Genomic DNA, 25,570 nt, shown 5'->3' with positions numbered 1-25,570 from the left:
TCGCCGCTCGCAGCGCCCGCCTTTGATCTGAATTCGGCGGCCGGTGGCTTTGTCCGGCCGTCACGTTCACTGCCCGTTTCGCCCACCGCCGCGGCGGAAGATGACATCGGAGGCCGCGATCGGCACCCCGAATTTCGAGATCGTCACCCGGTTCGCGACTTTTCCGGGCGCGATCGGGCGCATCACGTGGCGAAAACCGAGCAGCGTGCGTCCACCGCCCGGCGCGTACCCGTCATAGGCAAGGACGACCCCATCCGCAAAGGTGCGTCCCTCGACGGGCACCGCCGGCGCCATCGTCCCGTCGGAAAGTTCGGTCCTGACGGTGCCGAGATAACGCCCGTCGGGGACTTGCCTCAGGTCCCATCGCTGCAGCCGCTCGCCGTCTTCGAACCGGAAGCGTTCATCGAGCCGCAGCCGCCGGCCCCGCACCGTTCCCGTCAAGGTCGCGGTGAATTCCTCCCGGAAAACGAGGGCGGTGATGATCGTCCCGCGGGAAGCGACCCGCCCGTCGAAAAACTCGAGCAGCGAGAGATCGTGGGGGCGATGACCGGCCGCCTTCGCCGCGGGAGCAGCGTCGACTGCAGCCGGAACCGCGACGAAGCCGGTTGCGGCTGCCAAGACGGCCGCCATGACCCCGACCCCGATCCGCCGGAGGCGATTGCGCACGAGTCGCTCGGAAAAGCGGATCATCGGGCCTCGCCCCAGGCTTTCAGTGACCGCCAGCAGTTGCGGTCGAGGCTGAAGATCTCCGACGCGACGCGCCCCGAAGCCACCGTATCGATCATGCCGCTGCCGATGAAGCGGAAACCGCACTTCCAGATGACCTTGCGCGAGGCCTCGTTGATCACCCGGCAGTGGGCGGAGATCTCGTCGAGGCCGAGGGCGGTGAAGCCGTAGTCGATCGCCGCATGTGCCGCTTCCGTCGCGTAGCCGTTACCCCAGTGGGGCCGGCCGATCCAGAAGCCGAGTTCGCCACGCATCGGCCGATCCGCATTGGGCCTGACGGAGCACAGGCCGAGGATGTCGCCGCCGGACTTGAGGCAGACGGCAAACACCGTCTCGTCGCTGCGGTCGCGGATGAAGCTCTGCGCGTCGGCGAGGGTGTAGGGCCAGGGCACGCGGGACAGCATCCGGACGACGTCGTAGTCGTCGAGCAAAGCCGCCACCTGTTCCGCGTCGCCGGGGACCGGCGCGCGCAGCCGCAGCCTCGGTGTGACGAGCGTCCGCGTCGGCCCCGCCCTGAGCCTGCGCTCCTCCGTCATCTCTTCGGTCATCGCATGGTCCTTCCTCTCAAGCAAAAAGGGGAGACGGCGACCCATCTCCCCTTTCGCTCGATCCGTCAGGCGATGCCTTCGGGCCTCTGGAGCGCCGGGTTGATGAACCACCGGCGCTCAGAAGCTCCGGTCATTCTGCGGCTTCTGCTTTCGGCGTAATCGCGACGTAGGTGCGGCCATTGGCCTTGTTCTGGAAGGCGACGGTGCCTTCCGCCTTGGCGAAGAGGGTGTGATCGCGGCCGATGCCGACATTGACGCCCGGATGCCAGCGCGTGCCGCGCTGACGCACGAGGATGTTGCCCGGGATCACGGCTTCGCCGCCGAACTTCTTCACGCCGAGGCGCTTGGATTCCGAATCGCGACCGTTGCGCGAGGAACCGCCTGCTTTCTTATGTGCCATCGTTCTGTCTCCTTGCCCTGTTCAGGCAGCGGATCCCTCGCAAGGACCCGGTGAAATTGCGTCTTCGATGCCCGCGCCTACTTGGCTGCGAGCGCCCCGGCCTGCTCGCGCCAGTCGCCGATCTGCGCGGCGCTGAACGGCATCGCGGCGTCGATCCGCGCGACGTCCTCGTCGCTCAGAGCGGCCAGCTGCGCGTAGGTGGTGATCCCCTGCGCCTTCAGCTGCTTCTCGGCGACGGCACCGATGCCCTTGATCGCGGTCAGGTCGTCGGCCTTGCCCTCGGGCGCGGTGAACAGCGGCGTCTCGGGCGCGTCGACCGCAGCTTCGGCGGCCTCGTCCTTCTGCGACTTGGCCGGCTTCGCCTTGCCGGACGGCGCCTTGCCGTCGGTGAGGATCTCGGCGACGCGGATCATCGTCAGGTCCTGGCGATGGCCGCGGGTGCGCTTGGAGTTCTGCCGGCGACGCTTCTTGAAGGAGATGACCTTCTTGCCGCGGGTCTGCTCGACGATCTCGGCCGTCACGGTCGCACCCTCGACGAAGGGCGCACCGATGGAGGAGCCGACCATCAGCACCTCCTTGAACGTCACGAGATCGCCGGCCTCGCCGGCCACGCGCTCGATGGTGAACTTGTCTTCCGGAGCGACGCGGTACTGCTTGCCGCCGGTTTTGATGACTGCGAACATTTTTTCTCCGTTCGTCAGACAGGCTCTCGTGCCAGAATTGGCGCGGGCCGTCTTCTTGTTCAGTCGGTTGCAGGATAGGGCGAACAGAGTTTGGACGGACCAAACCCTATAGATCGGGGATGCTATAGTGACCGGCGCCGCAGAGGTCAAGGCGCGAACGCCGGGGAAGATGTCTCGGCGACAAAGTCGTCCGACGGCACCGTCACCGCGATGACATGGAAATTCTCCCGGCTTGAGCCGTCTCGCGCTCTCCATCGTCGCCCTCGGGCTGCTCCGGAGGCTCGATCCCGTCGCCCGCCTTGCTGCTGCTGTCCTCGGCGCGGGGCGGTTGCGGCGCCGGTGTCGTCGCCGAGCCGCCCGGATCCGCGGGAACGGGGCTCGCCCCACCGGCCCGCGGCGGAGCGGACGCAGCGGGATCGTCGCTCTCTCCGTTCGGCCCACCCGGCCGGCCGGAACCTTCCCTCGAGGGGCCGGCGCCGCCGGGACGTCGATCGCCGGCCGCATCGGACGGGTCGCCACTGCCGGCTCCGCCGGCGGAGGCGCCGCCACCGGTCCCGGCTCCTCCGGCGGGGGCGCCGGCAGCCGGCGGCACGGTCGTGCTTTCCTCGGACGCCCCGCCGACTGCGGGAGTGCTCGTCCCGGCCGGCCGGGCCGGTTCGTCGCCGCCGAGGATCAGCGCCCACAGATCGTCGGTCGCCTTGCGCGCGCGGTCGAGCGGCAGCACCAGCTTGCCGCTGCCGGCGGCGCGGGTGAGTTCGTCGCGCAGCCGCGCCGCGACCGCGTCGCCGCCGGCCGCCGCGATGGAGGCCCAGCCATAGGCCCGCATGATGTTGCGCGGCATCTCCGCGCCTTCGTAATAGGCATAGGCAAGGCGGCGGATCGTCGCCCAGTCGCGGGTCCGGAACGCCTCGATCTCGGCCGCCCGCTGGCGCTGTCCGACGGGCGTCTGCCGCCAGGTCGACACCGCCTCGTCCTCGGCACCGACGATCTCGGCCGGGCTGAGACGCCGGCCGATCGCATCCAGGCTCTCGGCGGCGAAGGGAAGCCCCTCGGCGAGTGCCAGGTCGAGGGAAACGTAGGTCGGCGCCAGCTTTTCCTGGGCGATCGTCACATAGGGGTTCATGGCGATCGCCTCGGCCAGAAGCGCCACGGCGGTCCGATTGCCGTCCATCGCCGCCGGCATGATCAGGTCCAGCGCCCGGCCGCCATTCTGCGGCGTGCCACGCCCCTTCAGGAGCGTCTCGGCGAGCGCCATGACGTCGGCGAGCGGCGCATCCGGAGCAAGCACGAGCGCCTGCGGGGACAGAAGGGCCTGCGTCACCGCCTGCCCGTCGAAGACCTCCGCATCGAGATCCTCGACGTCCCGGGCGTCGACGACGCGATCGGTGAGTCTGGAGAGGTCGAACGGCTCGTCGGGGCGGAACGCCACCTGCAATCGGCCCGGATTCTTCAGAAACGCTTGGATCGCCGCCGACCAGTCCCGCGTCTTCTGTTGCAGAGCCGGCGTCGAGCCGCCGGGCAGATCGGCGAACATCCCGGCGATCGCCGCGCCGGCGATGACGGCCGCCGCACTCCTGGCCGCCTGCGGGCTCAAGCCCTGCTGCCGGCCGAGCACTTCATAGAGCGCCGGCACGACCCCCATGTCGGTGAAGGCGAGGTCGGCCGAGGCGAGCCGGCCGCGGATCTCCGGCCGGCCGCCGCCCGCCTCGCCCTCGATCCGGTCGAGCGGCGCGAGAAAATGAAAGCCCCTGAGATCAGCGTCGAGGTCGAAGGCACCGATGCCGTCGAGGCGCGCCGTCGCCTCGACGATGTAGTCCGCACGCGGGGCGTCGAGATCGAGCCCGACGGTCACGCTGCCGACGACGATCTTCCGGCCGAGCCTGTCGAGCACTTCCCGCGTCGTCGGATCGAGCGGCAGTCCGCTCGTGTCGACCGCGACGTCGTCGAGGATCATCTGATCGGTGGCAACGCGCATCTGGCCGATCCGGAAATGGACGCCGTCGCGGTCGACCTCGAGGCCTGTCACCACCAGCGAGCGGGTGATCGGATCGTAGCGCCGGCCATTGTAGGTGATCTCGGCGACGCTGCGCATCGAGGTGACGGCGAAGTCGAAGAGATAAGGCGTGTAGGGCAGGACGAGGTCGGCCAATCCCGCCGGATCTTCGGCGATCCGGTTTTGCGGCAGGGGCGCCTCGGCCATGGCCGGTCCCGCCACGGACATGGTCGAAGCCGCCAACGCGAAGGACAGCGCGGCGAACTTTCCGGTCATCGACATCCTCCCCAACCGGCCGGCGTTCTGAACGACGCTTCGGACCGGAACAGCTCTCCCGTGGCACCCGCGCGATCCTAACCGGCCGCCGGCGGATTCCCAACGCGGAAATTCCGATCAAGACATAAACAAATGTTTATATCCTCTTGTCGCGCCCCGCCTCCCCTGCTAAAGCCGGCACCAACATTCGGGTGCGAGCCGCGTCCGTTTCCATCATCCACGTCAAGGAAGGGAGCTCCCCACCATGAGCGAACAGACCGATTACATCGTCAAGGACATTGCCCTCGCCGATTACGGCCGCAAGGAACTCGACATCGCCGAGACCGAAATGCCGGGTCTGATGGCCTGCCGCGAGGAGTTCGGTGCCGACAAGCCGCTGAAGGGCGCCCGGATCACCGGCTCGCTGCACATGACGATCCAGACCGGCGTCCTCATCGAGACGCTCGTCGCCCTCGGCGCCGAGGTCCGCTGGGCCTCCTGCAACATCTTCTCCACCCAGGATCACGCCGCCGCCGCGATCGCCGCCGCCGGCGTCCCGGTCTTCGCCATCAAGGGAGAGACCCTCGAGGAATACTGGACCTACACCGACAAGATCTTCCAGTGGCCGGACGGCCAGCCGTCGAACATGATCCTCGACGACGGCGGCGACGCGACGATGTACATCCTGATGGGCGCCCGCGCCGAGGCCGGTGAGGACGTCCTCTCCAAGCCCGGCAACGAGGAAGAGCGCATCCTCTTCGCCCAGATCAAGAAGCGCATGGCCGAGACCCCGGGCTTCTTCACCAAGCAGCGCGACGCCATCAAGGGCGTCACCGAGGAAACGACGACCGGCGTCAACCGGCTTTACCAGCTGCAGAAGAAGGGCCTGCTGCCGTTCCCGGCGATCAACGTCAACGACTCGGTCACCAAGTCGAAGTTCGACAACAAGTACGGCTGCAAGGAGTCGCTGGTCGACGGCATCCGCCGCGGCACCGACGTGATGATGGCCGGCAAGGTCGCCGTCGTCTGCGGCTATGGCGACGTCGGCAAGGGTTCGGCCGCCTCGCTCCAGGGCGCCGGCGCCCGCGTCAAGGTGACGGAAGTCGATCCGATCTGCGCGCTCCAGGCCGCGATGGACGGCTTCGAAGTGGTGCAGCTCGAGGACGTCGTCTCCACGGCCGACATCTTCATCACCACCACCGGCAACAAGGACGTCATCCGCATCGAGCACATGCGCGAGATGAAGGACATGGCGATCGTCGGCAACATCGGCCACTTCGACAACGAGATTCAGGTCGACGCCCTGAAGAACCTCAAGTGGACGAACATCAAGCCCCAGGTCGACATGATCGAGTTCGCCAAGGGCAACCGCATGCTGCTGCTCTCCGAGGGCCGCCTGCTCAACCTCGGCAATGCGACGGGTCACCCGAGCTTCGTGATGTCGGCGTCCTTCACCAACCAGACGCTGGCGCAGATCGAGCTCTTCACCAAGGGCGACCAGTACCAGAACCAGGTCTACGTCCTGCCCAAGCATCTCGACGAAAAGGTCGCCCGCCTGCATCTCGGCAAGCTCGGCGCAAGGCTTTCGGAACTCACCGAAGAACAGGCCGCCTATATCGGCGTCACCCAGCAGGGCCCTTACAAGCCAGAGCATTACCGCTACTGATTTGCACCTCCCGTAGAGGGCGATTCACACGGCCCGGCGAAGCGCAAGCCTCGCCGGGCCGTTTCGTATCAATTAAAGTCAAATATTACGGATTGCGCCCGAGTCGCCAGCCGCTAATATGTCCGAATCAAGGCTTTCCGATGCGGATTAGAGAGCCTCGATAGAGACGCGTTGAGTTCAGTCTCGATAGCGGCGGCAAAGACGAGGACAGGCTCACATGTCGAAAGACATCGGATCCGGGCGCGGGGGCGCCAGCGGATTGCGAACGGATTCCGGAACCACGATCACACCCGCGGCCCTGCCCAACGCCGTGACCGCCATTCTGGCGATCCTCGCCCTTCAATCGCTCGGGCTGCTCGCTCTGCCCGAACCCGCTCTCGCCGCCGAGCCGAACGCCGCCTTCCGACTGGGCGGCATGCTTTCGGAAGGCGACCTCCTGTACCTTTCCGTCCTCGCCTTCGTCATCGGCGCGGTGATGCTCGCGGCGACCTTCATGGTCCGCCAGCAGGCGGTGCTGCAAGGCGAGAACGCCGAGCTTCAGGGCCACCTCCACGATGCGCGCCTCAAGGCCGACGCACGGACGGCGATCCTGGTGGCGGGCGGCGAACGCATCCTCGTCTTCGCCGGCACCGGGCTGCCCGAGGTGATCGGCCAGATGCCCGGCGACGGCCGGATCCCCGACGATCCCGAGCGGTTTCTGATCTTTGCCGACTGGATGCCCGCCGAGGCGGTCGGCCGCCTCGAGGCCGCCATTGCGGCGCTCCTCGACGATGCCACGCCCTTTCGCATCGCCATCGATCTCGACACGGAGTTCGTGATCGAGGCGTCCGGGCGCACGTCGGGCGGCCTCGCCATGGTCAAGTTCACCGTGCTCCAAGGCCTGCGCAAGCGTCTCGACGAACTGACCAGCGCCCTCGCCCGGGCCGAGGCCGAGGTCGAAACGATGCAGCAGCTCTTCGACCAGGCGCCCGTTGCCCTGTGGATGCGCGACAGGAGCGGCCGGCTGACCTGGGTCAATCGCGCCTATGCGGCCGCGGTCGATGCCCCGACGGTCGGCGACGCGCTCGAGCGTCAGGTCGAGTTCCTCAGTGCCCAGGATCGCCTCAGGGTCGCCAAGCAGGTCGCCGAAAACCGCCCCTTCACGGCAAAGCTCTCGACCGTCGTCGAGTCCGACCGGCGCAACTTCAACGTCGTCGAGGCCGTCGGCCCGACCGGCTCGGCCGGTCTTGCGATCGACGTTTCGGAAACCGAGCAGGTCCGCATGGAGCTGCATCAGACGATCGAAAGCCAGTCGGAGACCCTCGACCAGCTCGCGACGGCCGTCGCGCGCTTCGACGAGAAGACCCGCCTCGCCTACTACAACGCCGCCTTCCAGCGGCTGTTCGACCTCACCAACGCCTATCTGGAAACCGAGCCGGACCACGTCACGCTGCTCGATCACCTGCGCACCCGCGGCATCCTGCCGACCGAGAAGCTGGTGCGCTCGGAAATGCGCGAGCAGGATCTCGCCGCCTATCGCGCCACCGAGCCGACCGAAGACATGTGGCACCTCGCCGACGGCCGGACGCTGCGCGTCATCGCCACCCCGCAGCCGCGCGGCGGCGCCACCTGGGTGTTCGAGGACATCACCGAGAAGCTGGAACTCGAAAGCCAGGTGAAGGCGACCGTCCGGCTGCAGCGCGAGACCATCGACTATCTGTCGGAAGCCGTCGCCGTGTTCGGCAGCGACGGACGGATGCGGCTCTCCAACCCGGCCTTCGCCGAAATGTGGGGGATCGATCCCGCCCACCTGACGGCGGGCGCCCGGATCCAGGCACTGGCCGACCTGTGCCGGGTGAAGGTGGAAAGGACGCTCGGCCCGGGCGGCGTCCCGGAGCCCGGCCTGTCGGAAGGCTGGCGGCTGCTCATCGAACAGGTCACAGCCTTCGACGATCACGGCCGCGACACCCTGCGCGGCGAGATCAGCCTGTCGGACGGCGGCATCTTCAACTACACCATCGTCCCGCTGCCGAACGGCCTGACGATGCTGACCTTCTCCAACATCTCCGAGGCGCGCGCCGCAGAACTCGTCCTGCGCGAACGCAACGACGCCCTGGAGCAGGCGAACCAGATCAAGACGGATTTCGTCCAGCACGTGAACTACGAGCTGCGCTCGCCGCTCACCAACATCATCGGCTTCTCGGCGCTGCTGCGCTCGGCCGAGACCGGGCCGCTCAACGAGCGCCAGAGCGAATATCTCGACTACATCTCGTCCTCGACGTCGACGCTTCTGACCATCGTCAACGACATCCTCGATCTGGCGACGGTCGACGCCGGCATCATGGAGCTGGAGCTGTCCGACGTCGACATCGCGCGCACCGTCGAGCAGGCCGCGGACGGTGTCCGCGACCGCTTCGAGGCCGCCGACATCAGCCTCAGGATCGATCTCGCCGACGCGGGAACCAGTTTCAACGCCGACGGTCACCGGCTGACCCAGATCCTGTTCAACCTCCTCTCCAACGCCGCCAATTTCGCGCCCGCCGGCTCGGTGGTCGGGGTCCGCGTCTGGCGCCGCGGCGGACAGATCTCCTTCGAGGTCTCCGATCATGGGCCCGGCATCGCGTCGAACCAGATCGACAAGATCTTCGAGCGCTTCGAGGCCGATCCGAGCGGTGGCCGGCAGTCCGGCGCGGGCCTCGGCCTGTCCATCGTCAAGAGCTTCGTCGAACTTCATCACGGCCATGTCGAGGTCCGCTCGACGCCGGGCTCGGGCACGGCCGTCATCTGCCACTTCCCGCTCGGCAATTTTCCGCCGGACGAGGACAGCGAGGGCTCCGACCGGTACTGGGATGCCGCCGAATGATCGCCGCGACCAGGCTTCCGGCATCGGGCCCGTTGATGCACTCTGCCGATGACACGAGCGACGGGCACGAAGCGCAAATGGTGGCAGAACGGTCGGACATTCAGGGCGGCATGGCGACGGAGATCGCCCGGATGACGCTTGCGGAGGCGAGCGCCACCGAGCGTCTCGGCATCGATCTCGCGATGGTGGTGAGGCCCGGCGACGTCGTCGCCCTGTCGGGCGATCTCGGCGCCGGCAAGTCGACCCTCGCCCGTGCCCTGATCCGGGCCCTCGCCGGGGATGCCGATCTCGAGGTCCCCTCGCCCACCTACACGCTGGTGCAGCCCTACGAGACCGAGCCTCCGGTCGCCCATTTCGACCTTTACCGCCTCGGCTCCGGCGACGAGATCGACGAACTCGGTTTTGCCGAGGCCGCCGAGACGGGGGTCGTGCTCGTCGAATGGCCCGACCGCGCGCCCGAGGCCCGCGACGCGGCGACCATCGTCGTCGACCTGTCCGTGACGGCTGAGGGCGGCCGCCTCGCCGTCGTCGCGACCACGGAGGCTGCCCGGGCTCGCGTCGAACGCACCCTGGCGATCCGCGGGTTCCTCGCCGCGGCCGGCCTCGCAACCGCCCCGCGCGAACGCTTCTTCGGCGACGCGTCGAGCCGCCGCTACGAGACGGTCGAGGGCGCCGAAACCCTCGTCCTGATGGATGCGCCGCGCCAGCCCGACGGCCCGCCGATCCGCGACGGCCTGCCCTACAGCCGCATCGCCCATCTCGCCGAGGACGTGACACCCTTCGTCGCCATCGGGACGGCGTTGAAGAAAGCGGGCTTCGCCGCGCCGACGATCCATCGCGCCGATCTCGACCGCGGGCTGCTCCTGATCGAGCATCTCGGCGGCGGGCAGATCATCGACGCCGAGCGCCGGCCGATCGCCGAGCGCTATCTCGAATCCGCCCGTTTCCTCGCCGAGTTCCACGGCGTCGCCTGGCCGTCCGAGCTTCAGGTCCCCGGAGACGGCATCTACCGCGTCCCCGCCTATGACCGGCGCGCCATGACCATCGAGGTGGAACTGCTGCTCGACTGGTACATTCCGGACGCCCTCGGCCGCCCGGCGAGCGACGACGAGCGGGCGCTCTTCGCGGAGTGCTGGAACGCCGTCTTCGACGAGTTGGAAAGCGCCGAGAGGAGCCTCGTCCTGCGCGACTTCCACTCGCCCAACGTCATCTACCGCCCCGACGCGGACGGCACCGCGAAGATCGGCCTCATCGACTTCCAGGACGCGCTGATCGGCCCCTCGGCCTACGACGTCGCCTCGCTCGCCCAGGATGCGCGGGTCGACCTCTCGGCCGAACTCGAGGCCGCCCTGACGGCGGCCTACGTTTCCGGCCGGCGCGCCGAGGATCCCGGTTTCGACGCCTTCGCCTTCGAGCGCGACTACGCCATCATGGCCACCCAGCGCGCCACGAAGATCCTCGGAATTTTCGTCCGCCTTCTCAAAAGGGACGGTAAGCCGCAATATCTACGTCACATACCACGGCTTAAGGGATATCTCGGCCGCACGCTGGGCCATCCCTCCCTCTCGGCCATCAGCCACCTTTACGGCACGTGGGGCCTCCTCGACGAGACCGGCCCCGGGCGCCACCGCTCGAACGACTGAAGACACCATGCAGCTCGTAAAGACCACTTCCCGCTTCAAGCCCAAGACCGCGATGATCCTCGCGGCCGGTCTCGGCAAGCGCATGCGTCCGATCACCTCCACCATGCCGAAGCCGCTGATCGAGGTGCGCGGCCGGGCGCTCATCGACTACGGCCTCGACGCGCTGGCCCGCAACGGCGTCGAGCGCGTCGTCGTCAACGTCCACTACATGGCCGATCTGATGCGCGCCCATCTGCGCAAGCGCCGGGACATGGAGATCGTCGTCTCCGACGAGACCGACATGCTGCTCGATTCCGGCGGCGGCATCGTCAAGGCGCTGCCCGAACTCGGCGCCGATCCGTTCTACGTGCTCAACGCCGACACCTTCTGGATCGACGGCTACCGGGACAATCTCGACCTTCTCGCCGAACTCTGGGATCCGGCGCGGATGGACGTGTCGCTGTTGATCGCCGAGATGCGCCAGTCGACCGGCTACGACGGCTCGGGCGACTTCGTCATGGATCCGACCGGGCGGCTCTCGCGGGTGCCGGAGCGGGTCGTCTCGCCCTTCATCTACGCCGGCGGCGCCATCCTGAAGCCGGAACTCTTCGAAGCCATGCCGGTGGAGCGGTTTTCGCTGAACCGGATCTTCGACCGCTCGATCGAAGCCGAGCGGCTCTACGGCGTGCGGCTCGACGGCGTCTGGATCACCGTCGGCACGCCGTCGGCCATTGCGCTCGCAGAAGAAGCTTTCGTCGCCAGCGCCGCGGCGTGAGGGCGTCGAACGTCAGCAGACGATCACTTCGAGATACTCCGATCGCGCCAGCTTCCGCAGCACCTTGTCCCGCGTGATAAGCGGAATTTTTTGGACTCGCGATGTCGCGACGAGATAGCAGTCACCGGGATCCTTGTGTCCGGTGGCGACAGGCACTTCTGCCGCCTCGATCGCGATCGTTTGGTTGATCGATAATGTTTTTGCGTTTGTCGCCCGCTTGGCTGACGCAAACCACTCGGAAATCGTTGTATTCAATTGCGGAGTGTCGCTATGCCGTGGCTTTTGCGCCGCGATAGAGAGTTCCCAAGCGGTAATGGCGGAAACGTAGAGCATGCCAGCCGACTGGCTTTCTCCGATCGCCACGAGGGCTTCGTCGGTCAACGACTTCGTACCGCTGGCAAGCCAATAAAAAGTGTGCGTGTCGAGCAGGACGCCCGGCATGAATCAGCCGCCTTTTGGCTGACGGAAACGCTCGGATAGGACCTGCTCTGCGATCGGTTTCACCAAGTTGACGTCGTTTCTAATCTTGAGCCCGCTTCCCTTCAGCGCCCCAATGCCTCTGACCTCGACGAACTTGCCGGTTTTTGCATCCCGCACGACGATAGAAGCGGCACCGCCACCCTCCTTGTCATGACTCGAAGATGTTTTTACCGACTTCACCATGAGTGACAATATAATGCAGTTTCATTGCCGTTGAAAGCCGACGGCGGAACCGTTCGGACTGACTGTCGCATGTGCGTTTCAGACCAACCGTCTCCAAAACCTCGCGCCAGCAGCGCCTTTCCCCAGCATGCAGAGGATAGGCGCTGCCGAACGATTTTCCTCACTGATGCGCCAGCACCGCCAGCAGGAGCAGCGCGACGATGTTGGTGATCTTGATCGCCGGGTTCACCGCCGGCCCCGCCGTGTCCTTGTAGGGATCGCCCACCGTATCGCCGGTGACCGAGGCCTTGTGCGCCTCCGATCCCTTCATGTGGCGGGTGCCGGCGCCGTCGACGAAGCCGTCCTCGAAGGACTTCTTGGCGTTGTCCCAGGCGCCGCCGCCGGAGGTCATCGAGATCGCGACGAATATGCCGGTGACGATGACGCCGAGCAGCATCGCGCCGACCGCCGAGAAGGCCTGGCTCTTGTCGGAGATCAGATAGACGGCGAAGTAGACGACGATCGGCGCCAGCACCGGCAGGAGCGAGGGGACCACCATCTCCTTGATCGCCGCGCGGGTGAGGAGATCGACCGCCCGCGCATAGTCCGGCCGCTCGGTGCCCGCCATGATGCCGGGCTTGTCGCGGAACTGCCGGCGCACCTCTTCGACCACCGAGCTCGCCGCCCGGCCGACCGCCGTCATCGCGATGCCGCCGAACAGGAACGGGATCAGCCCGCCGAGCAGCAGGCCGACGACGACATAGGGGTTGGTGAGCGCGAAGTCCGGCTGGACGCCCCGGAAATATTCGAAGCCGGACCCGGTTTCCGCCTGCTGGACGAAATACTGGAGATCGTAGTTGTAGGCGGCGAAGAGCACCAGCGCGCCGAGGCCGGCCGAGCCGATGGCATAGCCCTTGGTCACCGCCTTGGTGGTGTTGCCGACCGCATCCAAGGCATCCGTCGAGCGGCGCACGTCCGCGGGAAGGCCCGACATCTCGGCGATGCCGCCGGCATTGTCGGTCACCGGGCCGAAGGCGTCGAGGGCGACGATCATGCCGGCGACGCCGAGCATGGCGGTCACCGCGATGCCGGTTCCGTAGAGGCCGGCGAGCTGGTAGGTCGAAATGATGCCGGCGACGATGACGATCGTCGGCAGCGCCGTCGCCTCGAGGGAGACGGCCAGACCCTGGATGACGTTCGTGCCGTGGCCGGAGACCGAGGCCTCCGAGATCGAGCGCACCGGGCGGAAGCCGATGCCGGTGTAGAACTCGGTGATCCAGACGATCAGCCCGGTGACGGCGAGGCCGACGATGCCGCAGATGAACAGGTTGAGGCCGTTGATGGTGATGCCGGCCGAGGACTGGCCGACGTCGCCGAAGCCGACGGTCGCCCAGGTGGCGGCGGCGAGCCCGACGATGGACAGGAGCGTCGTCACCCACAGGCCCTTGTAGAGCGCGCCCATGATCGAGCCGTTGGCGCCGAGCCGGACGAAGAAGGTGCCGATGATCGAGGTGACGATGCAGGCGCCGCAGATCGCCAGAGGATAGATCATCACGCTCTCGATGGCGGCCGAGCCGGCGAAGAAGATCGCGCCGAGCACCATGGTGGCGACGACGGTCACCGCATAGGTCTCGAACAGGTCGGCGGCCATGCCGGCGCAGTCGCCGACATTGTCGCCGACATTGTCGGCGATGGTGGCCGGATTGCGCGGATCGTCCTCGGGAATGCCGGCCTCGACCTTGCCGACGAGATCGCCGCCGACGTCGGCGCCCTTGGTGAAGATGCCGCCGCCGAGGCGGGCGAAGATCGAGATCAGCGAGGCACCGAAGCCGAGCGAGACCAGCGCGTCGATGACGGTGCGGTCGGCCGGCTCGAAGCCGAACCAGGCGGTCAGGGCCAGGAAGTAGAGGGTCACGCCGAGAAGCGCGAGACCGGCGACGAGAAGGCCGGTGATCGCCCCGGACTTGAAGGCGACGGAGAGGCCCGCGCCGAGCGAGCGGGCGGCGGCCTGGGCGGTGCGGACGTTCGCCCGGACCGAAACGTTCATGCCGACGAAGCCGGCGAGACCCGAGAGGATCGCGCCGATGGCGAAGCCCGCCGCCGCGTAGAGCGACAGGAGCAGCCAGGTCAGCGCGAAGACGACGACGCCGACGATGGCGATCGTCGTATACTGCCGGGCGAGATAGGCCTGCGCACCCTCGCGGATCGCGCCGGCGATCTCCTGCATCCGGGCCGAGCCCTGATCGGCGGCAAGAACGGAGCGTGTCGCCCACATGGCGTAGACGAGCGCCAGCAGCCCGCACAGGGCCACGACCCATAGAATTGTCTGCATGCCGTTTCCTCGCTTGGTCGCAGGCGCCCGGCCGGCGACGATCCCGTTTTTTGGCTTCGTGAGCCCCGGCCGACCTGCTCCCCCGACCCGAGGCAAGCGGAGGTTATATGAGCACGTGGCCGCGTCAAGCGCAGGGAAGGAAAGCGGGAAATGCAGGCGGTTCGGCGGGCTCGGCCCGGCCCGGCCGGCGCCGCGCGGTCAGCCCGAAAGCAGCCGGGCGCCGGCGCGGCGGGCCTCGAAGACGATCGCCGCCATGCAGACGAGGGCGATCGGCAGGGCGACGAGGTTCATCGTCTCCCAGCCGCTGGCGACGAAGACCCGCCCCGACATGAAGGAGGAAACGGCCACCGTCGTGAACAGCGCGAGATCGTGAAACCCTTGCGTCTTGCCCTTTTCGGACGGCCGGTGGGTCTCGGCGACCATCGCCGTCGCGCCGATGAAGCCGAAGTTCCAGCCGAGCCCGAGGAGGACGAGGCCGAGCCAGAACTGCCAGACGGCGATACCCGACAGGAACACGGCGAAGCTGGCGAGAAGCGCGAGGAGACCCATCGCGATCACCCGCTCCTTGCCGAAACGGGAGATCAGCCGGCCGGTGAAGAAGCTCGGGCCGAACATCGCCATGACGTGCCACTGGATGCCGAAGAAGCCGATCTCCTGCGGGTGGCCGCAGGCGACGATGGCGAGCGGCGCGCCGGTCATCACGAAGCTCATCATCGCGTAGCTGCCGACGCCGCACAGAAGCGCCGTGAGGAACCGCGGCTGGGCGATGATTTCGCCGAGCGGACGGGCGGGAGCGGACGGCTCCTCGCCCACTTCTGGGACCGTTCTTTCGACCATCTTCAGCCGCGAGAGCACGAAGACGCCGAGAAGGCCGAGAACCGAAACGCCGAAGAACGCCCCGGCAAATTCCGCCGGCCGGAACAGGCCGGTGGTGAAGTTGACCATCTGCGGGCCGATGACGGCGGCGAACATGCCCCCGGCGAGAACGACGGAGATCGCCCGCGCCTGATAGTCGCGCGGCGCGCCGTCGGTGGCGGCGAAGCGGTATTGCTGGGTGAAGGCGTTGCCGCAACCGACCAGCATCAGCGAGGCGACGAAGGGCCAGAAGGACTGGGCGAGCAGGGAAAAGCCGGCGAGAAGCCCGCCGATCGAGACGACGAGCGCGCCGGAGGAAAAGCCGAGCCGCCGGCCGATCGCCCGCATCAGCGCCGCCGCCGGCAGCGCGCCGAGCGCGACGCCGACGTTGAAGCCGGTGACGGGCAGCGTCGCCAAAGACTTGTCCTCGAGCAGCAGCCAGGTGCCGGCGAGGCCGCCGGTGGAGATCGCCACCGGGGCGGCCGAGCCGACGATGGCCTGGGCGGTCGCCAGAACGAGGGCGTTGCGCCGCGCGGTCCTGACGCCCAATCCGCCGACCGGCTCCGCCGCGACGGTCACGGCCGTTCGCGCCTTGCGGCGTTTCCGCCCGCCTCGGGGCGCTGTTCCTTGGCGATCCGGTCGAGCACGGCGTTCACCAGCCGCGGCTCCTCCTCGGTGTAGAAGGCCCGCGCGACGTCGACATATTCGTTGATGATGACGGCGACCGGAACGTCGAGCCGCGAGCGGATCTCGAAGACGCCGGCACGCATCAGCGCCCGCAGCGTCGTGTCGAGGCGGGCGAGCGGCCAGTCGGTCGGCAGCGCCTTGTGGATCAGCGGGTCGATCGCCGTCTGCTGGCGCACGACGCCGGCGACGACGTCGCGGAACCAGGCGGCATCGGCGTCGCGATACTGGTCGCCGTCGATCTCCCTGCCGAGCCGGAAGGATTCGTATTCGGCGACGGTCTCCATCAGCGTCGAGCCGCCGACCTCCATCTGATAGAGGGCCTGGACGGCGGCGAGGCGCGCCGCGCCACGCTTGTTGGCCGCTTTCAGAGGGCGCGGCGGCTGGGCAGCTTCTGCCATCGTCAGGCTCCGAAATGATCCCTGAGGGCGATCATGCGCAACGCGACCTGCGCTGCCTCGCCGCCCTTGTTCTTGCGCGCCGGGTCGGCCCGCACCAGCGCCTGCTCCTCGGTCTCGACGGTGAGAATGGCGTTGCCGAGCGCGAGCCCCTCGTCGACGGTGAGCGACATCAGGGCGCGGGCGGATTCGCCCGCGACGATGTCGAAGTGAAACGTCTCGCCGCGAATGACGCAACCGAGTGCGACATAGCCGTCGAATTCGGTGCCGCCGCCGTCGGCGCCGGACAGGGCGAAGCCGATCGCGGCGGGAACCTCCAGCGCGCCCGGCACGGTGACGACCTCGTAGGTCGCTCCCGCTTCGTCGAGCGCGCGCTTGGCGCCGTTGAGAAGATGATCGGCGATGTGCTCGTAATAGCGCGCCTCGACGATCAGGATGTGCGGTTTGGCCGCCATGGAATGTGCCCTTTCAAGGCCTGGTCGCCGCTGGGCGCTTCCGGGCGCCGACCGGTCACTCGATGAATCCGCGGATCTGCTGGGCGACGTGGAGCGTAAGATCGAGAGCGGCGCGGAGCCGGAAGAGAAGCGAACGGGTCGCTTCAGCCGGTCGGCGCGCCGAACAGGCGCTCCGCATAGCGCGCAATCTGGTCGATCTCAAGATTGACGAGGTCGCCGACCTGCCGATCGCCCCATGTGGTTACGGCGAGCGAATGGCGGATGAGCAGGACGTCGAAGACGTCGTCCTCGACCGAATTGACGGTCAGCGAGGTCCCGTCGAGACAGATCGAGCCCTTGCGGGCGATGTAGCGCTCGAGATCCTGCGGCGCCCTCAGGCGAAACCGGACGGCCTCGCCTTCCTCCTCGCGCGCCACGATCTCCGCCAGCCCGTCGACGTGACCCGAGACGAGATGGCCGCCGAGTTCGTCGCCGACCTTGAGCGAGCGTTCGAGATTGATGCGGCTTCCCGTCTGCCACCCGCCGGCCGTCGTCAGCCGCAGCGCTTCCTCCCAGGCTTCCACCTCGAACCAGCGGGCGTTCGACGTCGCCTCGGACAGCGCCGTCACCGTCAGGCACACCCCGGCGCAGGCGATCGACGCGCCGATCTCGATGCCCCTGGGATCGTATTCGGTGGCGACGCGGAAAGCTCTCCCCTCGTTCCGCGGGGCGACGGCCTCGATCCGGCCGATGTCGGTGACGATCCCGGTGAACATCAGAGCCCATCCCCACAAGCAAATTCGAACCATCTGTCGGCGCCGAAGACGTCCTGGCGCAGGAGTTTGAAACGCCGCCTCGCAGCATCGACGTCGATCGGCGCCTTCAGCCCGTCCTCGCCGATCTCGACGGCGCCCTCGGCGAGGATCAGCCGGTCGACCAGCGCGGCGTCGAGGAAACTCGCCGCGATCGTCGCCCCGCCCTCGACCATGATCGAGGTGATCCCCGTCGCCGCGAGATCTTCCAGAAGCTCGGGCAGTGCCACGAGGCCGGTCTCCGGATCGGGCACGCAGGCGACGAAGGACACGCCCTCGGCGGCAAGCGCTGCGCGGCGGTCGGCGTCGGAAGCCTCATAGGTCGCGATCATCGTCGGCACGGTCCTTGCGGTGCGCGCCACCGTCATCTCCGGCGACGTGCGCAGATGCGGATCGAGGACGATGCGCGCCGGCGAGCGGCCCGCCATGCCCGGCAGCCGGCAGTCGAGCCGCGGATCGTCGTCGAGCGCGGTCCCGGCGCCGACGAGGATGGCGTCGTTGCGGGCCCGCACGAGATGGGTCTGGGCGTCGGAGATCGGGCCGGTGATCTTCACCTGCCCGCCGCCCCTCACGCCGATCCGCCCGTCCCGCGACAGAGCGAGTTTCAGGGTCACGCCCGGCCTTCCGAGCCGGTGCCGGGTGAGGTAGCCCTCGATCGTGCGGGCGGCCTCCTTCGCCATCACCTTCGGCGTGACCGCGACCCCGCCGGCCAGCAGCATCCCGTGCCCCTTGCCGTTCACCCGCGGATCCGGATCGGCGGCGGCCGACACAACGCGGGAGATGCCGGCCCGGACGAGCGCCTCGGCGCAGGGGGGCGTGCGGCCGTGATGGGCGCAGGGTTCGAGCGTCACGTAGGCCGTCGCGCCGCGCGCGAGATCTCCCGCCTCGGCGAGCGCGCCCGCTTCGGCATGGGGCCGGCCACCGAGGGCGGTGACGCCGCGCCCGACGATCCGGGGGCCCCGCCCGTCGCCGTCGTCCTGGACGATCAGCGTGGCGACGGAAGGATTGGTCCCCGTCCGGCCGGCATTGCGCATGGCATAGCGGATCGCCGCCGCCATGAAGCGCCGGTCCTCCGGCCGTTCCGGCGAGAAGGCTGGAAGCTCAGTCGTCATGGGGATCGTCCGCTTCGAGCGAAACGGCCGGCGGCGCGGCAATCACCGCTTCCTTGTGCGTGCGCGCCAGTTCGCCGATCACCGATTCGAAGTCGCTGGCCTCGGCGAAGTCGCGATAGACCGAGGCGAAGCGCACATAGGCGACGTCGTCGAGGCCCCTCAGCGCCTCCATCACCATCGCGCCGATCACGTCCGACCGCACTTCCGCCTCGCCCATCTGCTCGAGCCGGCGGACGATGCCGGAGATCATCCGCTCGACCCTCGCCGGATCGACCGGACGCTTTCTGAGCGCGATCTCGATCGACCGGGCGAGCTTGTCGCGCTCGAAGGGCACGCGCTTGCCGGATTTCTTCAGGACGTGCAGTTCGCGCAGCTGCACCCGCTCGAAGGTGGTGAAACGGCCCGAGCAGTCCGGGCAGACCCGCCGCCGGCGGATCGCCGCGCCGTCCTCGGCGGGGCGCGAATCCTTCACCTGGCTGTCCTGGGACCCGCAAAAGGGGCAGCGCATCGTTTCGGCACTCCTGGATTCATACGAAGAAAAGGCCGCGCGAGGGCGGCCTTTTCAGATAATGATGGCTTGGCCGGCCGAAAAGTTTCGCCCCGCTCAGATCGCCTGATAGATCGGAAAACGGTCGGTCAGCGCGACGACCCGCTCTTTCACCGAAGCTTCGACCTCGGCGTTGCCCTCCTCGGAGTTGGACTTGCGCAGGCTGTCCAGCACTTCGAGAATCAGCTTGCCGACCTCGCGGAATTCGGCCGTGCCGAAGCCGCGGCTGGTCGCCGCCGGGGTTCCGAGCCGGATGCCCGAGGTGATCATCGGCTTCTGCGGGTCGTTCGGCACGCCGTTCTTGTTGCAGGTGACGTTCGCCCGGCCGAGCGCCTTTTCCGACGCCTTGCCGGTGAGGTTCATCGGCCGGAGGTCGACCAGCATCAGATGCGTGTCGGTGCCGCCGGAGACGATGTCGAGACCGCCCTCGCGCAGCGTCTCGGCGAGAACCTTGGCGTTCTCGCAGACCGCGCCGATATAGGACTTGAAGGCCGGCTGCAGCGCCTCGCCGAAGGCCACCGCCTTGCCGGCGATGACATGCATCAGCGGGCCGCCCTGGAGGCCCGGGAAGATTGCCGAGTTGATCTTCTTGGCGATCTCTTCGTCGTTGGTCAGAACGATGCCGCCGCGCGGGCCGCGCAGGGTCTTGTGGGTCGTCGAGGTCGCGACATGGGCGTGCGGGAACGGGCTCGGATGATGGCCGGCCGCGACGAGACCGGCGAAATGCGCCATGTCGACCCAGAGATAGGCGCCGACCTTGTCGGCGATGGCGCGGAAGCGCGCGAAGTCGATCTGCCGCGAATAGGCCGAGCCGCCGGCGACGATCACCTCCGGCTTGTGGTCGAGGGCGAGGCTTTCCACCTGGTCGTAGTCGATGAGGCCGGTCGAGGTGTCGAGACCGTACTGCACGGCGTTGAACCAGCGGCCGGACAGGTTCGGCTTGGCGCCGTGGGTGAGATGGCCGCCGGCGTCGAGGCTCATGCCGAGCAGCGTCGCGCCGGGCTTCGACAGCGCCAGCAGCACCGCCTGGTTGGCCTGGCTGCCGGAATTGGCCTGGACGTTGGCGAAGGCGCAGCCGAAAAGCTGTTTCACCCGATCGATCGCCAGTTCCTCGACGATGTCGACGTACTGGCAGCCGCCATAGTAGCGCCGGCCGGGATAGCCCTCGGCATATTTGTTGGTCAGGACGGAGCCCTGCGCTTCCATCACGGCGCGCGAGACGATGTTCTCCGAGGCGATCAGTTCGATCTCGTGGCGCTGGCGACCGAGTTCCTTCTCCATGGCGGAGAAGAGTTCGGGATCGCTCTCGGCGACCGGAGTGGTGAAGAAGCCGGAGAAATCGCTCTTCGCGTCGGCACTGGGGGCATGGCTCATGCTGTCACTCTCCCGCTTTGGCTCGTTGGCAAGTCGGCTCGGCGGCACGGGCGCCCGTAGCTCGCCGGCCTCGCGCCGACCGGAGACGGCCGCTTCTTCGCTCGGCATCGAGCGGGCCTTAGCACAGCGATGGTCCATCTCCAAGCAGACGGCAAGGCGCAAGCAAAAGCCGGATGCCGGCCCCCTCGGCCGGCATCGCCATCTTTCTCGTCACGACGGATCCCGCCGGCAGTCTCGAGCGGAAGCGCGCTGCCAAAGGTTCAGTCGACGCGGTAGAGCGGCCGCGGCGGTCCGTCCCCGCGCCGTCCTCCGTCGTGACGCGGGCCGCGATCGTCGCCGTCACGATCGCGCCGGAAGAAATCGCCACGCCGATCGTCGCCACGGCCACGGCGATCGAAGTCGGCCCGATCGTCGGGACGCCGGCGATCGAAGTCACCGCGTCCACCGCGCCCGTCGCGATCGCCGAAGTCCCGGCCGCGATCGTCGTCGCGGCCATCACGGTCACCATAGTCGCGCCCACGATCGCCGCGATGACGGTCGCCACGGTCGTGACGGTCGCGACCCCAATCGCCGCGATCACGACCCGGTCCCCGGTGGCCCCGGAAGCGGTCGCGATTGTGATAGAAGTTGCGGCTGCGATAGTGATCGCCCCAGTAGCTGTCGATCGAGAAGGTGATCACCGGCGCCGAATAGGGATCGAAATCGTGCCGCCCGGAATAGTTGCCGCCGGTCAGCGCGATGTAGTTCGCCGAGATCCAGCCGCGCTGGCCGCGAAACCGAACGTCGCACCAGGAGCGGGTCTGCAGGCAGCCGAACACCCGCAGCCCCTCGCCGGCGACGAGCACGTCGACGACGGGATAGTCGGTCGAGGGTCCGGCGCGCAGATTGACGTTGGTGGTGGCGATGGCCTTTTCCGAGGCGTAGGCCGAGCCTGCGGGAACCGCGACGGCGCTCGCCAGAGCGGCGGCCGCGAGAAGAGTCTTCTTCATGATGGGTGTTCCTCCTGCCGAAAGATCCGTGGTCGAGGGCTCCCGACCATTTCGACTGCAGGAAAACATAGTGCGTCCGAACGGTTCCGTAACGGCGGCTTCATCCGCCGTTCATGTTGAACGAAGACCGAAGGCCCGCCTCCGTCGCCCATGCCGTGATCGGCCCGGCGCCGCCTCAGAGCCGCGCCTCGATGGCGTCCCAGATCATCGCCGCGATGTCGTTGCCGCCGAAGCGGGAGACCTCGCGGATGCCCGTCGGCGAGGTGACGTTGATCTCGGTGAGCAGCCCGCCGATGACGTCGATGCCGACGAACAACAGGTCGCGCTCCTTCAGCGCCGGCCCGATCCGCTCGCAGATCTCCCGTTCGCGCGCCGTCAGTTCGGTGGCGGTGGCGACGCCCCCGACATGCATGTTGGAGCGCGCGTCGGTCTCGGCCGGGACGCGGTTGATCGCTCCGGCGATCTCGCCGTCGACGAGGATGATCCGCTTGTCCCCCTGGCGCACGTCCTTCAGATAGCGCTGGACGATGAAGGGCTCGCGGAACAGAAGGCCGAAGGTCTCGAAGAACGAGGTGAGGTTGCGGTCTTCCCTGGTGATGTGGAAGACTCCCGCCCCGCCATTGCCGTAGAGCGGCTTCATGACGATCTCGCCGAACTCGGCCCGGAAATCCATCACCTCGGCGATGTCCTTGGTGATCAGCGTTTCCGGCATCAGCTCGGGAAACTCGGTGACGAAGATCTTCTCCGGCGCATTGCGCACCGAGGCCGGATCGTTGACCACCAGCGTCTTCGGCTGCACCCGTTCGAGGATGTGGGTCGAGGTGATGTAGGCCATGTCGAAGGGCGGATCCTGGCGCAGGAGCACGACGTCCGCCTCGCCGAGATCGCGCTTTTCCGCCGGGCCGAGGGTGAAGTGGTTGCCCTCCTCTTCCCGCAGTTCCATCGCCTCGCCGCGCACCGTCACCCTGCCGTCGCGCAGCGACAGCTTCTCCGGCGTGTAGTGGAACAGCGAGTGCCCCCGGCGCTGGGCCTCGAGGCAGATGGCGAAGGTCGAATCGCCCTTGATCGAAATCGACGAGACGTGGTCCATCTGGACGGCGACATCGAGCGCCATGGCGGCATCTCCGCTTGATCGTGATCGTTGCGGCTGGTGGTAGCGCCGCGCCCCGCCCGTGGCAATGTCGGCGCCGTTGATGGATCGGTCACCGCCCGCGTCCCATTCCGCAGCGGTCGCAGTGCCGTCTCGGGCGATCCGCCGCCGCTTGCCCGACCGGCAAGGCCCGTAAAAGCGGAAAGATGTAGTTGCTGCGTTGCAAAAGTCGGTTCCGGCGGTAGCTGGAATCGGACTTTACGTGGAATTGTCAGATCGAGGTCCGATCGTGGAGCAATACGACTTCATCGTCATCGGCTCGGGCCCCTCCGGCCGCCGAGCCGCCATCCAGGCCGCCAAGCTGGGGCGCAGCGTCCTCGTCGTCGAACGCGGGCGCAAGGTCGGCGGCGTCTCGGTCCACACCGGCACGATCCCCTCGAAGACCCTGCGCGAGACCGTGCTCAATCTTTCGGGCTGGCGCGAGCGAGGGTTCTACGGCCGGGCCTACCGGGTCAAGAAGGACATCACCGCGAACGACCTGCGCGATCGGCTGCACCTCACCCTCACCCACGAGGTCGAGGTGCTGGAGCATCAGTTCGCCCGCAACCGGGTCTCGGTGCTGCGCGGCGAGGCGCGGTTCGTCGACGCCCACACGATCGAGGTGCTGGGCGACGAAGGCGAGATCCACCAGTTCGGCGGCGGCCACTTCCTGATCGCCACCGGCACCCACCCGTTCCGGCCGGACTACATCCCCTTCGACGGCAAGACCGTCCTCGACTCGGACGAGATCATCGATCTCGCTTCGCTGCCCCGCTCGATCGCGGTGATCGGGGCCGGCGTCATCGGCGTCGAATATGCGACGATCTTCAGCGCGCTCGACGTCAAGGTGACGCTGATCGAGCCGCGCGATTCGATGCTCGACTTCCTCGACAAGGAACTCCTGTCGGACTTCACCTACCAGCTGCGCGACAGCGGCATGGCGCTGCGCTTCGGCCACAAGGTCGAGCGCGTGACGAGGACCGGCGACGCCTGCGAGATCGTGCTCGAGGGCGGGCGGCACGTGCGCACCCAGATGGTGCTCTTCGCCGCCGGCCGCATGGGCTCGACCCGGGTGCTCAATCTCGACGCCTGCGGGCTGACCACCGATCATCGCGGGCGCCTCAAGGTCGACCCGAAGACCCTGCAGACCGAAGTGCCGCACATCTACGCCGCCGGCGACGTCATCGGCTTTCCGAGTCTCGCCTCGACCTCGATGGAACAGGGCCGCGTCGCCGCCTGCCACGCCTTCGGCTTCACCGCCGTCGAGCCGCCGGACTATTTCCCCTACGGCATCTATTCGGTGCCGGAAATGTCGATGGTCGGCATGACCGAGCGGGAAGTCGCCGAGCGGAACATTCCCTACGAGACCGGCGTCGCCCGCTTCCGCGAGACCTCGCGCGGCCACATCATGGGCCTCGACCGGGGCATGCTGAAGATGATCTTCAGCCTCAAGACCCGCCGGCTCCTCGGCTGCCACATCGTCGGCGAAGGCGCGACCGAGCTGATCCACATCGGCCAGGCCGTGCTCAACCTCAAGGGCACGCTCGACTATTTCGTCGAGAACACCTTCAACTATCCCACCCTCGCCGAGGCCTATAAGGTCGCCGCCCTCGACGCCTACAACCGCATGGCCGGCCCGGACGCGGCGCCGCATATTTCCGGCGACGAATAGCGCCGGCGCCTCTCACCGGCGGGCGCGCGAAAACCGCCTCGCCGGCGAAAGCCGCGAAGGGATGGAGCGTCGTTTCGGCCGCCGCGCTCCAGAGGGCGGGCGACGGGATGCCGGAGGCAGACCCTCCGAACTTTGTATTTGTACGGTCCGCCTCCGGCATCCCGCGCGGTGCGTTACGGTCGCGATGCATCGCGCCGACCCGCTGCCTTTTCGGCGACCCCGACGCTGCCGCGGCGGGGACGGGTCGTCGCGATGGCGGCTGGCGCTTCCCGGGTGCCCCCGGTCAAGCGGACCGATCCGCACCCCCCGCATAGTCGAGGAGGGGCCAGCGGCGCCTCGCAACCGTCCGGGACGGCCACCCTCCGGAAGAGCGCTCCGCCGCGGACACCGCCCGCCGGCCCCCGAACGATCCCGGTGATCATTCGTGCCCGTTCCGTGGGCCGGCGGTCGGGGGATGATACGGGTGGAGTTAGGGGATGGGGATATCTTTTTTGCGGAACAGGACGAGGCGCCCTCTTTCCCCCGAGGCTCGGCGTCATTCTCGGCCCCCGTGCCGAGAATCCAGAAGAGCGCCGGAGGCAGGCCGGTAACGTGGCGACATCGGGCGTTCGAAGCGCGGCCCCTGGATTCTCGGGACTTGGCCCGAGAATGACGACGCGGCGGGTGACGCGTCCAGTTCTGCCGCCAGGGCAGCGGCTTCAGCGGTGAAAACCTTCAAAGGGGCGCCCGCTTCAGCTCCCGCGCGCCCTCTCTCCCCTCCGTGGGAGAGAAAGCCATTCCAAGGAGTTGGGCGGCGCGGAGCGTCGTCCAAACCTTGAGAATGGCAAGAGAGGGGTATCCCCGTTTCAGCCGCCGCGACCGAGAACAGGGCGCATTGGCGATGCAACGGTGCATGGGCGGACAGGGTGAAACCCCTCTCTTGCGATTTCTATCGTTTAGCCGCTTCGCGTCTAATACCAATTCCCGCATTGACTGACTCGTATGGGATTCCCGACCCGTCCGGGATATGATTCAAGATGGCGAACAGGAGTTTGTTCGCCATGGCCCCGCCCATTCCGCTTCGCTCAGACTATGAAGCTC

The 25,570-nt window shown here is 67.6% G+C and carries 22 protein-coding genes; 5 read left to right on the top strand and 17 right to left on the bottom strand.

The window, feature by feature from the left end; all coding sequences use genetic code 11:
* Window positions 1–66 precede the first annotated feature (66 nt).
* The 5 genes from LZD57_RS07875 to LZD57_RS07855 form a co-directional block, all read right to left on the bottom strand.
* Entirely contained in the window at window positions 67–618 is a 552-nt protein-coding gene (locus LZD57_RS07875) for a DUF3833 family protein (RefSeq protein ID WP_233719068.1), read from the bottom strand.
* Between the two features lie 68 nt (window positions 619–686).
* A complete protein-coding gene (locus LZD57_RS07870; protein WP_233719067.1) occupies window positions 687–1,274 on the bottom strand; it encodes a GNAT family N-acetyltransferase in 588 nt (195 codons plus the stop codon).
* Window positions 1,275–1,404: 130 nt separating this feature from the next.
* Window positions 1,405–1,674, bottom strand: coding sequence for a 50S ribosomal protein L27 (gene rpmA / locus LZD57_RS07865; RefSeq protein WP_163460626.1), 270 nt, complete (start codon window positions 1,672–1,674; stop codon window positions 1,405–1,407).
* Window positions 1,675–1,751: 77 nt separating this feature from the next.
* Window positions 1,752–2,357, bottom strand: a complete 606-nt coding sequence (rplU, locus tag LZD57_RS07860) for a 50S ribosomal protein L21 (protein ID WP_233719066.1) — start codon at window positions 2,355–2,357, stop codon at window positions 1,752–1,754.
* A gap of 202 nt (window positions 2,358–2,559) precedes the next feature.
* The gene (locus tag LZD57_RS07855) at window positions 2,560–4,626 is read right to left on the bottom strand and encodes a hypothetical protein (protein WP_233719065.1); all 2,067 of its coding nucleotides are present in this window, start codon (window positions 4,624–4,626) and stop codon (window positions 2,560–2,562) included.
* A 244-nt stretch (window positions 4,627–4,870) separates the two neighbouring features.
* Between LZD57_RS07855 and ahcY the strand changes: the two genes are divergently transcribed.
* The 4 genes from ahcY to LZD57_RS07835 all read left to right on the top strand — a co-directional run bounded on the left by ahcY (window position 4,871) and on the right by LZD57_RS07835 (window position 11,510).
* Complete coding sequence (gene ahcY / locus LZD57_RS07850; RefSeq protein ID WP_233719064.1) at window positions 4,871–6,271, top strand: adenosylhomocysteinase; 1,401 nt, start codon at window positions 4,871–4,873, stop codon at window positions 6,269–6,271.
* 217 nt (window positions 6,272–6,488) lie between these two features.
* Window positions 6,489–9,113, top strand: a complete 2,625-nt coding sequence (locus tag LZD57_RS07845; protein ID WP_233719063.1) for a PAS domain-containing sensor histidine kinase — start codon at window positions 6,489–6,491, stop codon at window positions 9,111–9,113.
* Between the two features lie 77 nt (window positions 9,114–9,190).
* Complete coding sequence (gene tsaE, locus LZD57_RS07840; RefSeq protein ID WP_233719062.1) at window positions 9,191–10,756, top strand: tRNA (adenosine(37)-N6)-threonylcarbamoyltransferase complex ATPase subunit type 1 TsaE; 1,566 nt, start codon at window positions 9,191–9,193, stop codon at window positions 10,754–10,756.
* Between the two features lie 7 nt (window positions 10,757–10,763).
* Window positions 10,764–11,510: a nucleotidyltransferase family protein gene (locus LZD57_RS07835; protein WP_233719061.1), complete on the top strand. Its 747-nt coding sequence runs from the start codon at window positions 10,764–10,766 to the stop codon at window positions 11,508–11,510.
* A 12-nt stretch (window positions 11,511–11,522) separates the two neighbouring features.
* Here the strand turns inward: LZD57_RS07835 and LZD57_RS07830 are convergent, their stop codons facing one another.
* The 12 genes from LZD57_RS07830 to gshB form a co-directional block, all read right to left on the bottom strand.
* Window positions 11,523–11,951 carry a type II toxin-antitoxin system VapC family toxin gene (locus LZD57_RS07830; protein WP_233719060.1) on the bottom strand — a complete coding sequence of 143 codons (429 nt, stop codon included), beginning with the start codon at window positions 11,949–11,951 and terminating at the stop codon, window positions 11,523–11,525.
* A 3-nt stretch (window positions 11,952–11,954) separates the two neighbouring features.
* Window positions 11,955–12,182, bottom strand: coding sequence for a hypothetical protein (locus LZD57_RS07825; protein ID WP_233719059.1), 228 nt, complete (start codon window positions 12,180–12,182; stop codon window positions 11,955–11,957).
* Between the two features lie 151 nt (window positions 12,183–12,333).
* A complete protein-coding gene (locus LZD57_RS07820; protein WP_233719058.1) occupies window positions 12,334–14,484 on the bottom strand; it encodes a sodium-translocating pyrophosphatase in 2,151 nt (716 codons plus the stop codon).
* A gap of 198 nt (window positions 14,485–14,682) precedes the next feature.
* Complete coding sequence (locus tag LZD57_RS07815; protein WP_233719057.1) at window positions 14,683–15,918, bottom strand: MFS transporter; 1,236 nt, start codon at window positions 15,916–15,918, stop codon at window positions 14,683–14,685.
* Complete coding sequence (gene nusB, locus LZD57_RS07810; protein ID WP_233719056.1) at window positions 15,915–16,424, bottom strand: transcription antitermination factor NusB; 510 nt, start codon at window positions 16,422–16,424, stop codon at window positions 15,915–15,917. Before nusB ends, LZD57_RS07815 begins: the two co-directional genes overlap by 4 nt.
* 2 nt (window positions 16,425–16,426) lie before the next feature.
* A complete protein-coding gene (locus LZD57_RS07805) occupies window positions 16,427–16,876 on the bottom strand; it encodes a 6,7-dimethyl-8-ribityllumazine synthase (RefSeq protein ID WP_233719055.1) in 450 nt (149 codons plus the stop codon).
* A 143-nt stretch (window positions 16,877–17,019) separates the two neighbouring features.
* A complete protein-coding gene (locus LZD57_RS07800) occupies window positions 17,020–17,631 on the bottom strand; it encodes a riboflavin synthase (RefSeq protein WP_233719054.1) in 612 nt (203 codons plus the stop codon).
* A complete protein-coding gene (ribD, locus tag LZD57_RS07795) occupies window positions 17,631–18,779 on the bottom strand; it encodes a bifunctional diaminohydroxyphosphoribosylaminopyrimidine deaminase/5-amino-6-(5-phosphoribosylamino)uracil reductase RibD (protein ID WP_233719053.1) in 1,149 nt (382 codons plus the stop codon). Before ribD ends, LZD57_RS07800 begins: the two co-directional genes overlap by 1 nt.
* Window positions 18,769–19,287 (bottom strand): transcriptional regulator NrdR, encoded by a 519-nt coding sequence (gene nrdR / locus LZD57_RS07790; RefSeq protein ID WP_233719052.1) that lies wholly within the window; start codon window positions 19,285–19,287, stop codon window positions 18,769–18,771. The genes ribD and nrdR overlap by 11 nt, the downstream gene beginning before the upstream one ends.
* Before the next feature lie 96 nt (window positions 19,288–19,383).
* Entirely contained in the window at window positions 19,384–20,700 is a 1,317-nt protein-coding gene (glyA, locus tag LZD57_RS07785; protein ID WP_255699837.1) for a serine hydroxymethyltransferase, read from the bottom strand.
* Between the two features lie 260 nt (window positions 20,701–20,960).
* On the bottom strand, window positions 20,961–21,689 hold the full coding sequence (locus LZD57_RS07780) for an SH3 domain-containing protein (protein WP_233719051.1): 729 nt from the start codon (window positions 21,687–21,689) through the stop codon (window positions 20,961–20,963).
* 175 nt (window positions 21,690–21,864) lie between these two features.
* Entirely contained in the window at window positions 21,865–22,803 is a 939-nt protein-coding gene (gene gshB / locus LZD57_RS07775; RefSeq protein ID WP_233719050.1) for a glutathione synthase, read from the bottom strand.
* 265 nt (window positions 22,804–23,068) lie between these two features.
* Between gshB and sthA the strand changes: the two genes are divergently transcribed.
* Entirely contained in the window at window positions 23,069–24,490 is a 1,422-nt protein-coding gene (gene sthA, locus LZD57_RS07770) for a Si-specific NAD(P)(+) transhydrogenase (protein WP_233719049.1), read from the top strand.
* Window positions 24,491–25,570 lie beyond the last annotated feature (1,080 nt).

This window comes from Jiella avicenniae (assembly GCF_021390325.1).
GTDB lineage: Bacteria > Pseudomonadota > Alphaproteobacteria > Rhizobiales > Rhizobiaceae > Jiella > Jiella avicenniae.
Note: the sequence above shows the minus strand (reverse complement) of the source record. Positions and strands in the feature narration are given on the sequence as shown.

Excerpts from the sequence above, each read along its gene's own strand:
- LZD57_RS07845 (WP_233719063.1), top strand. The coding sequence starts at position 6,489 with ATGTCGAAAGACATCGGATCCGGGCGCGGGGGCGCCAGCGGATTGCGA.
- rpmA (WP_163460626.1), bottom strand. The coding sequence starts at position 1,674 with ATGGCACATAAGAAAGCAGGCGGTTCCTCGCGCAACGGTCGCGATTCG.
- ahcY (WP_233719064.1), top strand. The coding sequence starts at position 4,871 with ATGAGCGAACAGACCGATTACATCGTCAAGGACATTGCCCTCGCCGAT.
- nusB (WP_233719056.1), bottom strand. The coding sequence starts at position 16,424 with ATGGCAGAAGCTGCCCAGCCGCCGCGCCCTCTGAAAGCGGCCAACAAG.
- LZD57_RS07830 (WP_233719060.1), bottom strand. The coding sequence starts at position 11,951 with ATGCCGGGCGTCCTGCTCGACACGCACACTTTTTATTGGCTTGCCAGC.
- tsaE (WP_233719062.1), top strand. The coding sequence starts at position 9,191 with ATGGTGGCAGAACGGTCGGACATTCAGGGCGGCATGGCGACGGAGATC.
- LZD57_RS07855 (WP_233719065.1), bottom strand. The coding sequence starts at position 4,626 with ATGACCGGAAAGTTCGCCGCGCTGTCCTTCGCGTTGGCGGCTTCGACC.
- LZD57_RS07820 (WP_233719058.1), bottom strand. The coding sequence starts at position 14,484 with ATGCAGACAATTCTATGGGTCGTGGCCCTGTGCGGGCTGCTGGCGCTC.
- nrdR (WP_233719052.1), bottom strand. The coding sequence starts at position 19,287 with ATGCGCTGCCCCTTTTGCGGGTCCCAGGACAGCCAGGTGAAGGATTCG.
- LZD57_RS07800 (WP_233719054.1), bottom strand. The coding sequence starts at position 17,631 with ATGTTCACCGGGATCGTCACCGACATCGGCCGGATCGAGGCCGTCGCC.
- LZD57_RS07780 (WP_233719051.1), bottom strand. The coding sequence starts at position 21,689 with ATGAAGAAGACTCTTCTCGCGGCCGCCGCTCTGGCGAGCGCCGTCGCG.
- ribD (WP_233719053.1), bottom strand. The coding sequence starts at position 18,779 with ATGACGACTGAGCTTCCAGCCTTCTCGCCGGAACGGCCGGAGGACCGG.
- glyA (WP_255699837.1), bottom strand. The coding sequence starts at position 20,700 with ATGAGCCATGCCCCCAGTGCCGACGCGAAGAGCGATTTCTCCGGCTTC.
- rplU (WP_233719066.1), bottom strand. The coding sequence starts at position 2,357 with ATGTTCGCAGTCATCAAAACCGGCGGCAAGCAGTACCGCGTCGCTCCG.
- LZD57_RS07835 (WP_233719061.1), top strand. The coding sequence starts at position 10,764 with ATGCAGCTCGTAAAGACCACTTCCCGCTTCAAGCCCAAGACCGCGATG.
- LZD57_RS07805 (WP_233719055.1), bottom strand. The coding sequence starts at position 16,876 with ATGGCGGCCAAACCGCACATCCTGATCGTCGAGGCGCGCTATTACGAG.
- gshB (WP_233719050.1), bottom strand. The coding sequence starts at position 22,803 with ATGGCGCTCGATGTCGCCGTCCAGATGGACCACGTCTCGTCGATTTCG.
- LZD57_RS07870 (WP_233719067.1), bottom strand. The coding sequence starts at position 1,274 with ATGACCGAAGAGATGACGGAGGAGCGCAGGCTCAGGGCGGGGCCGACG.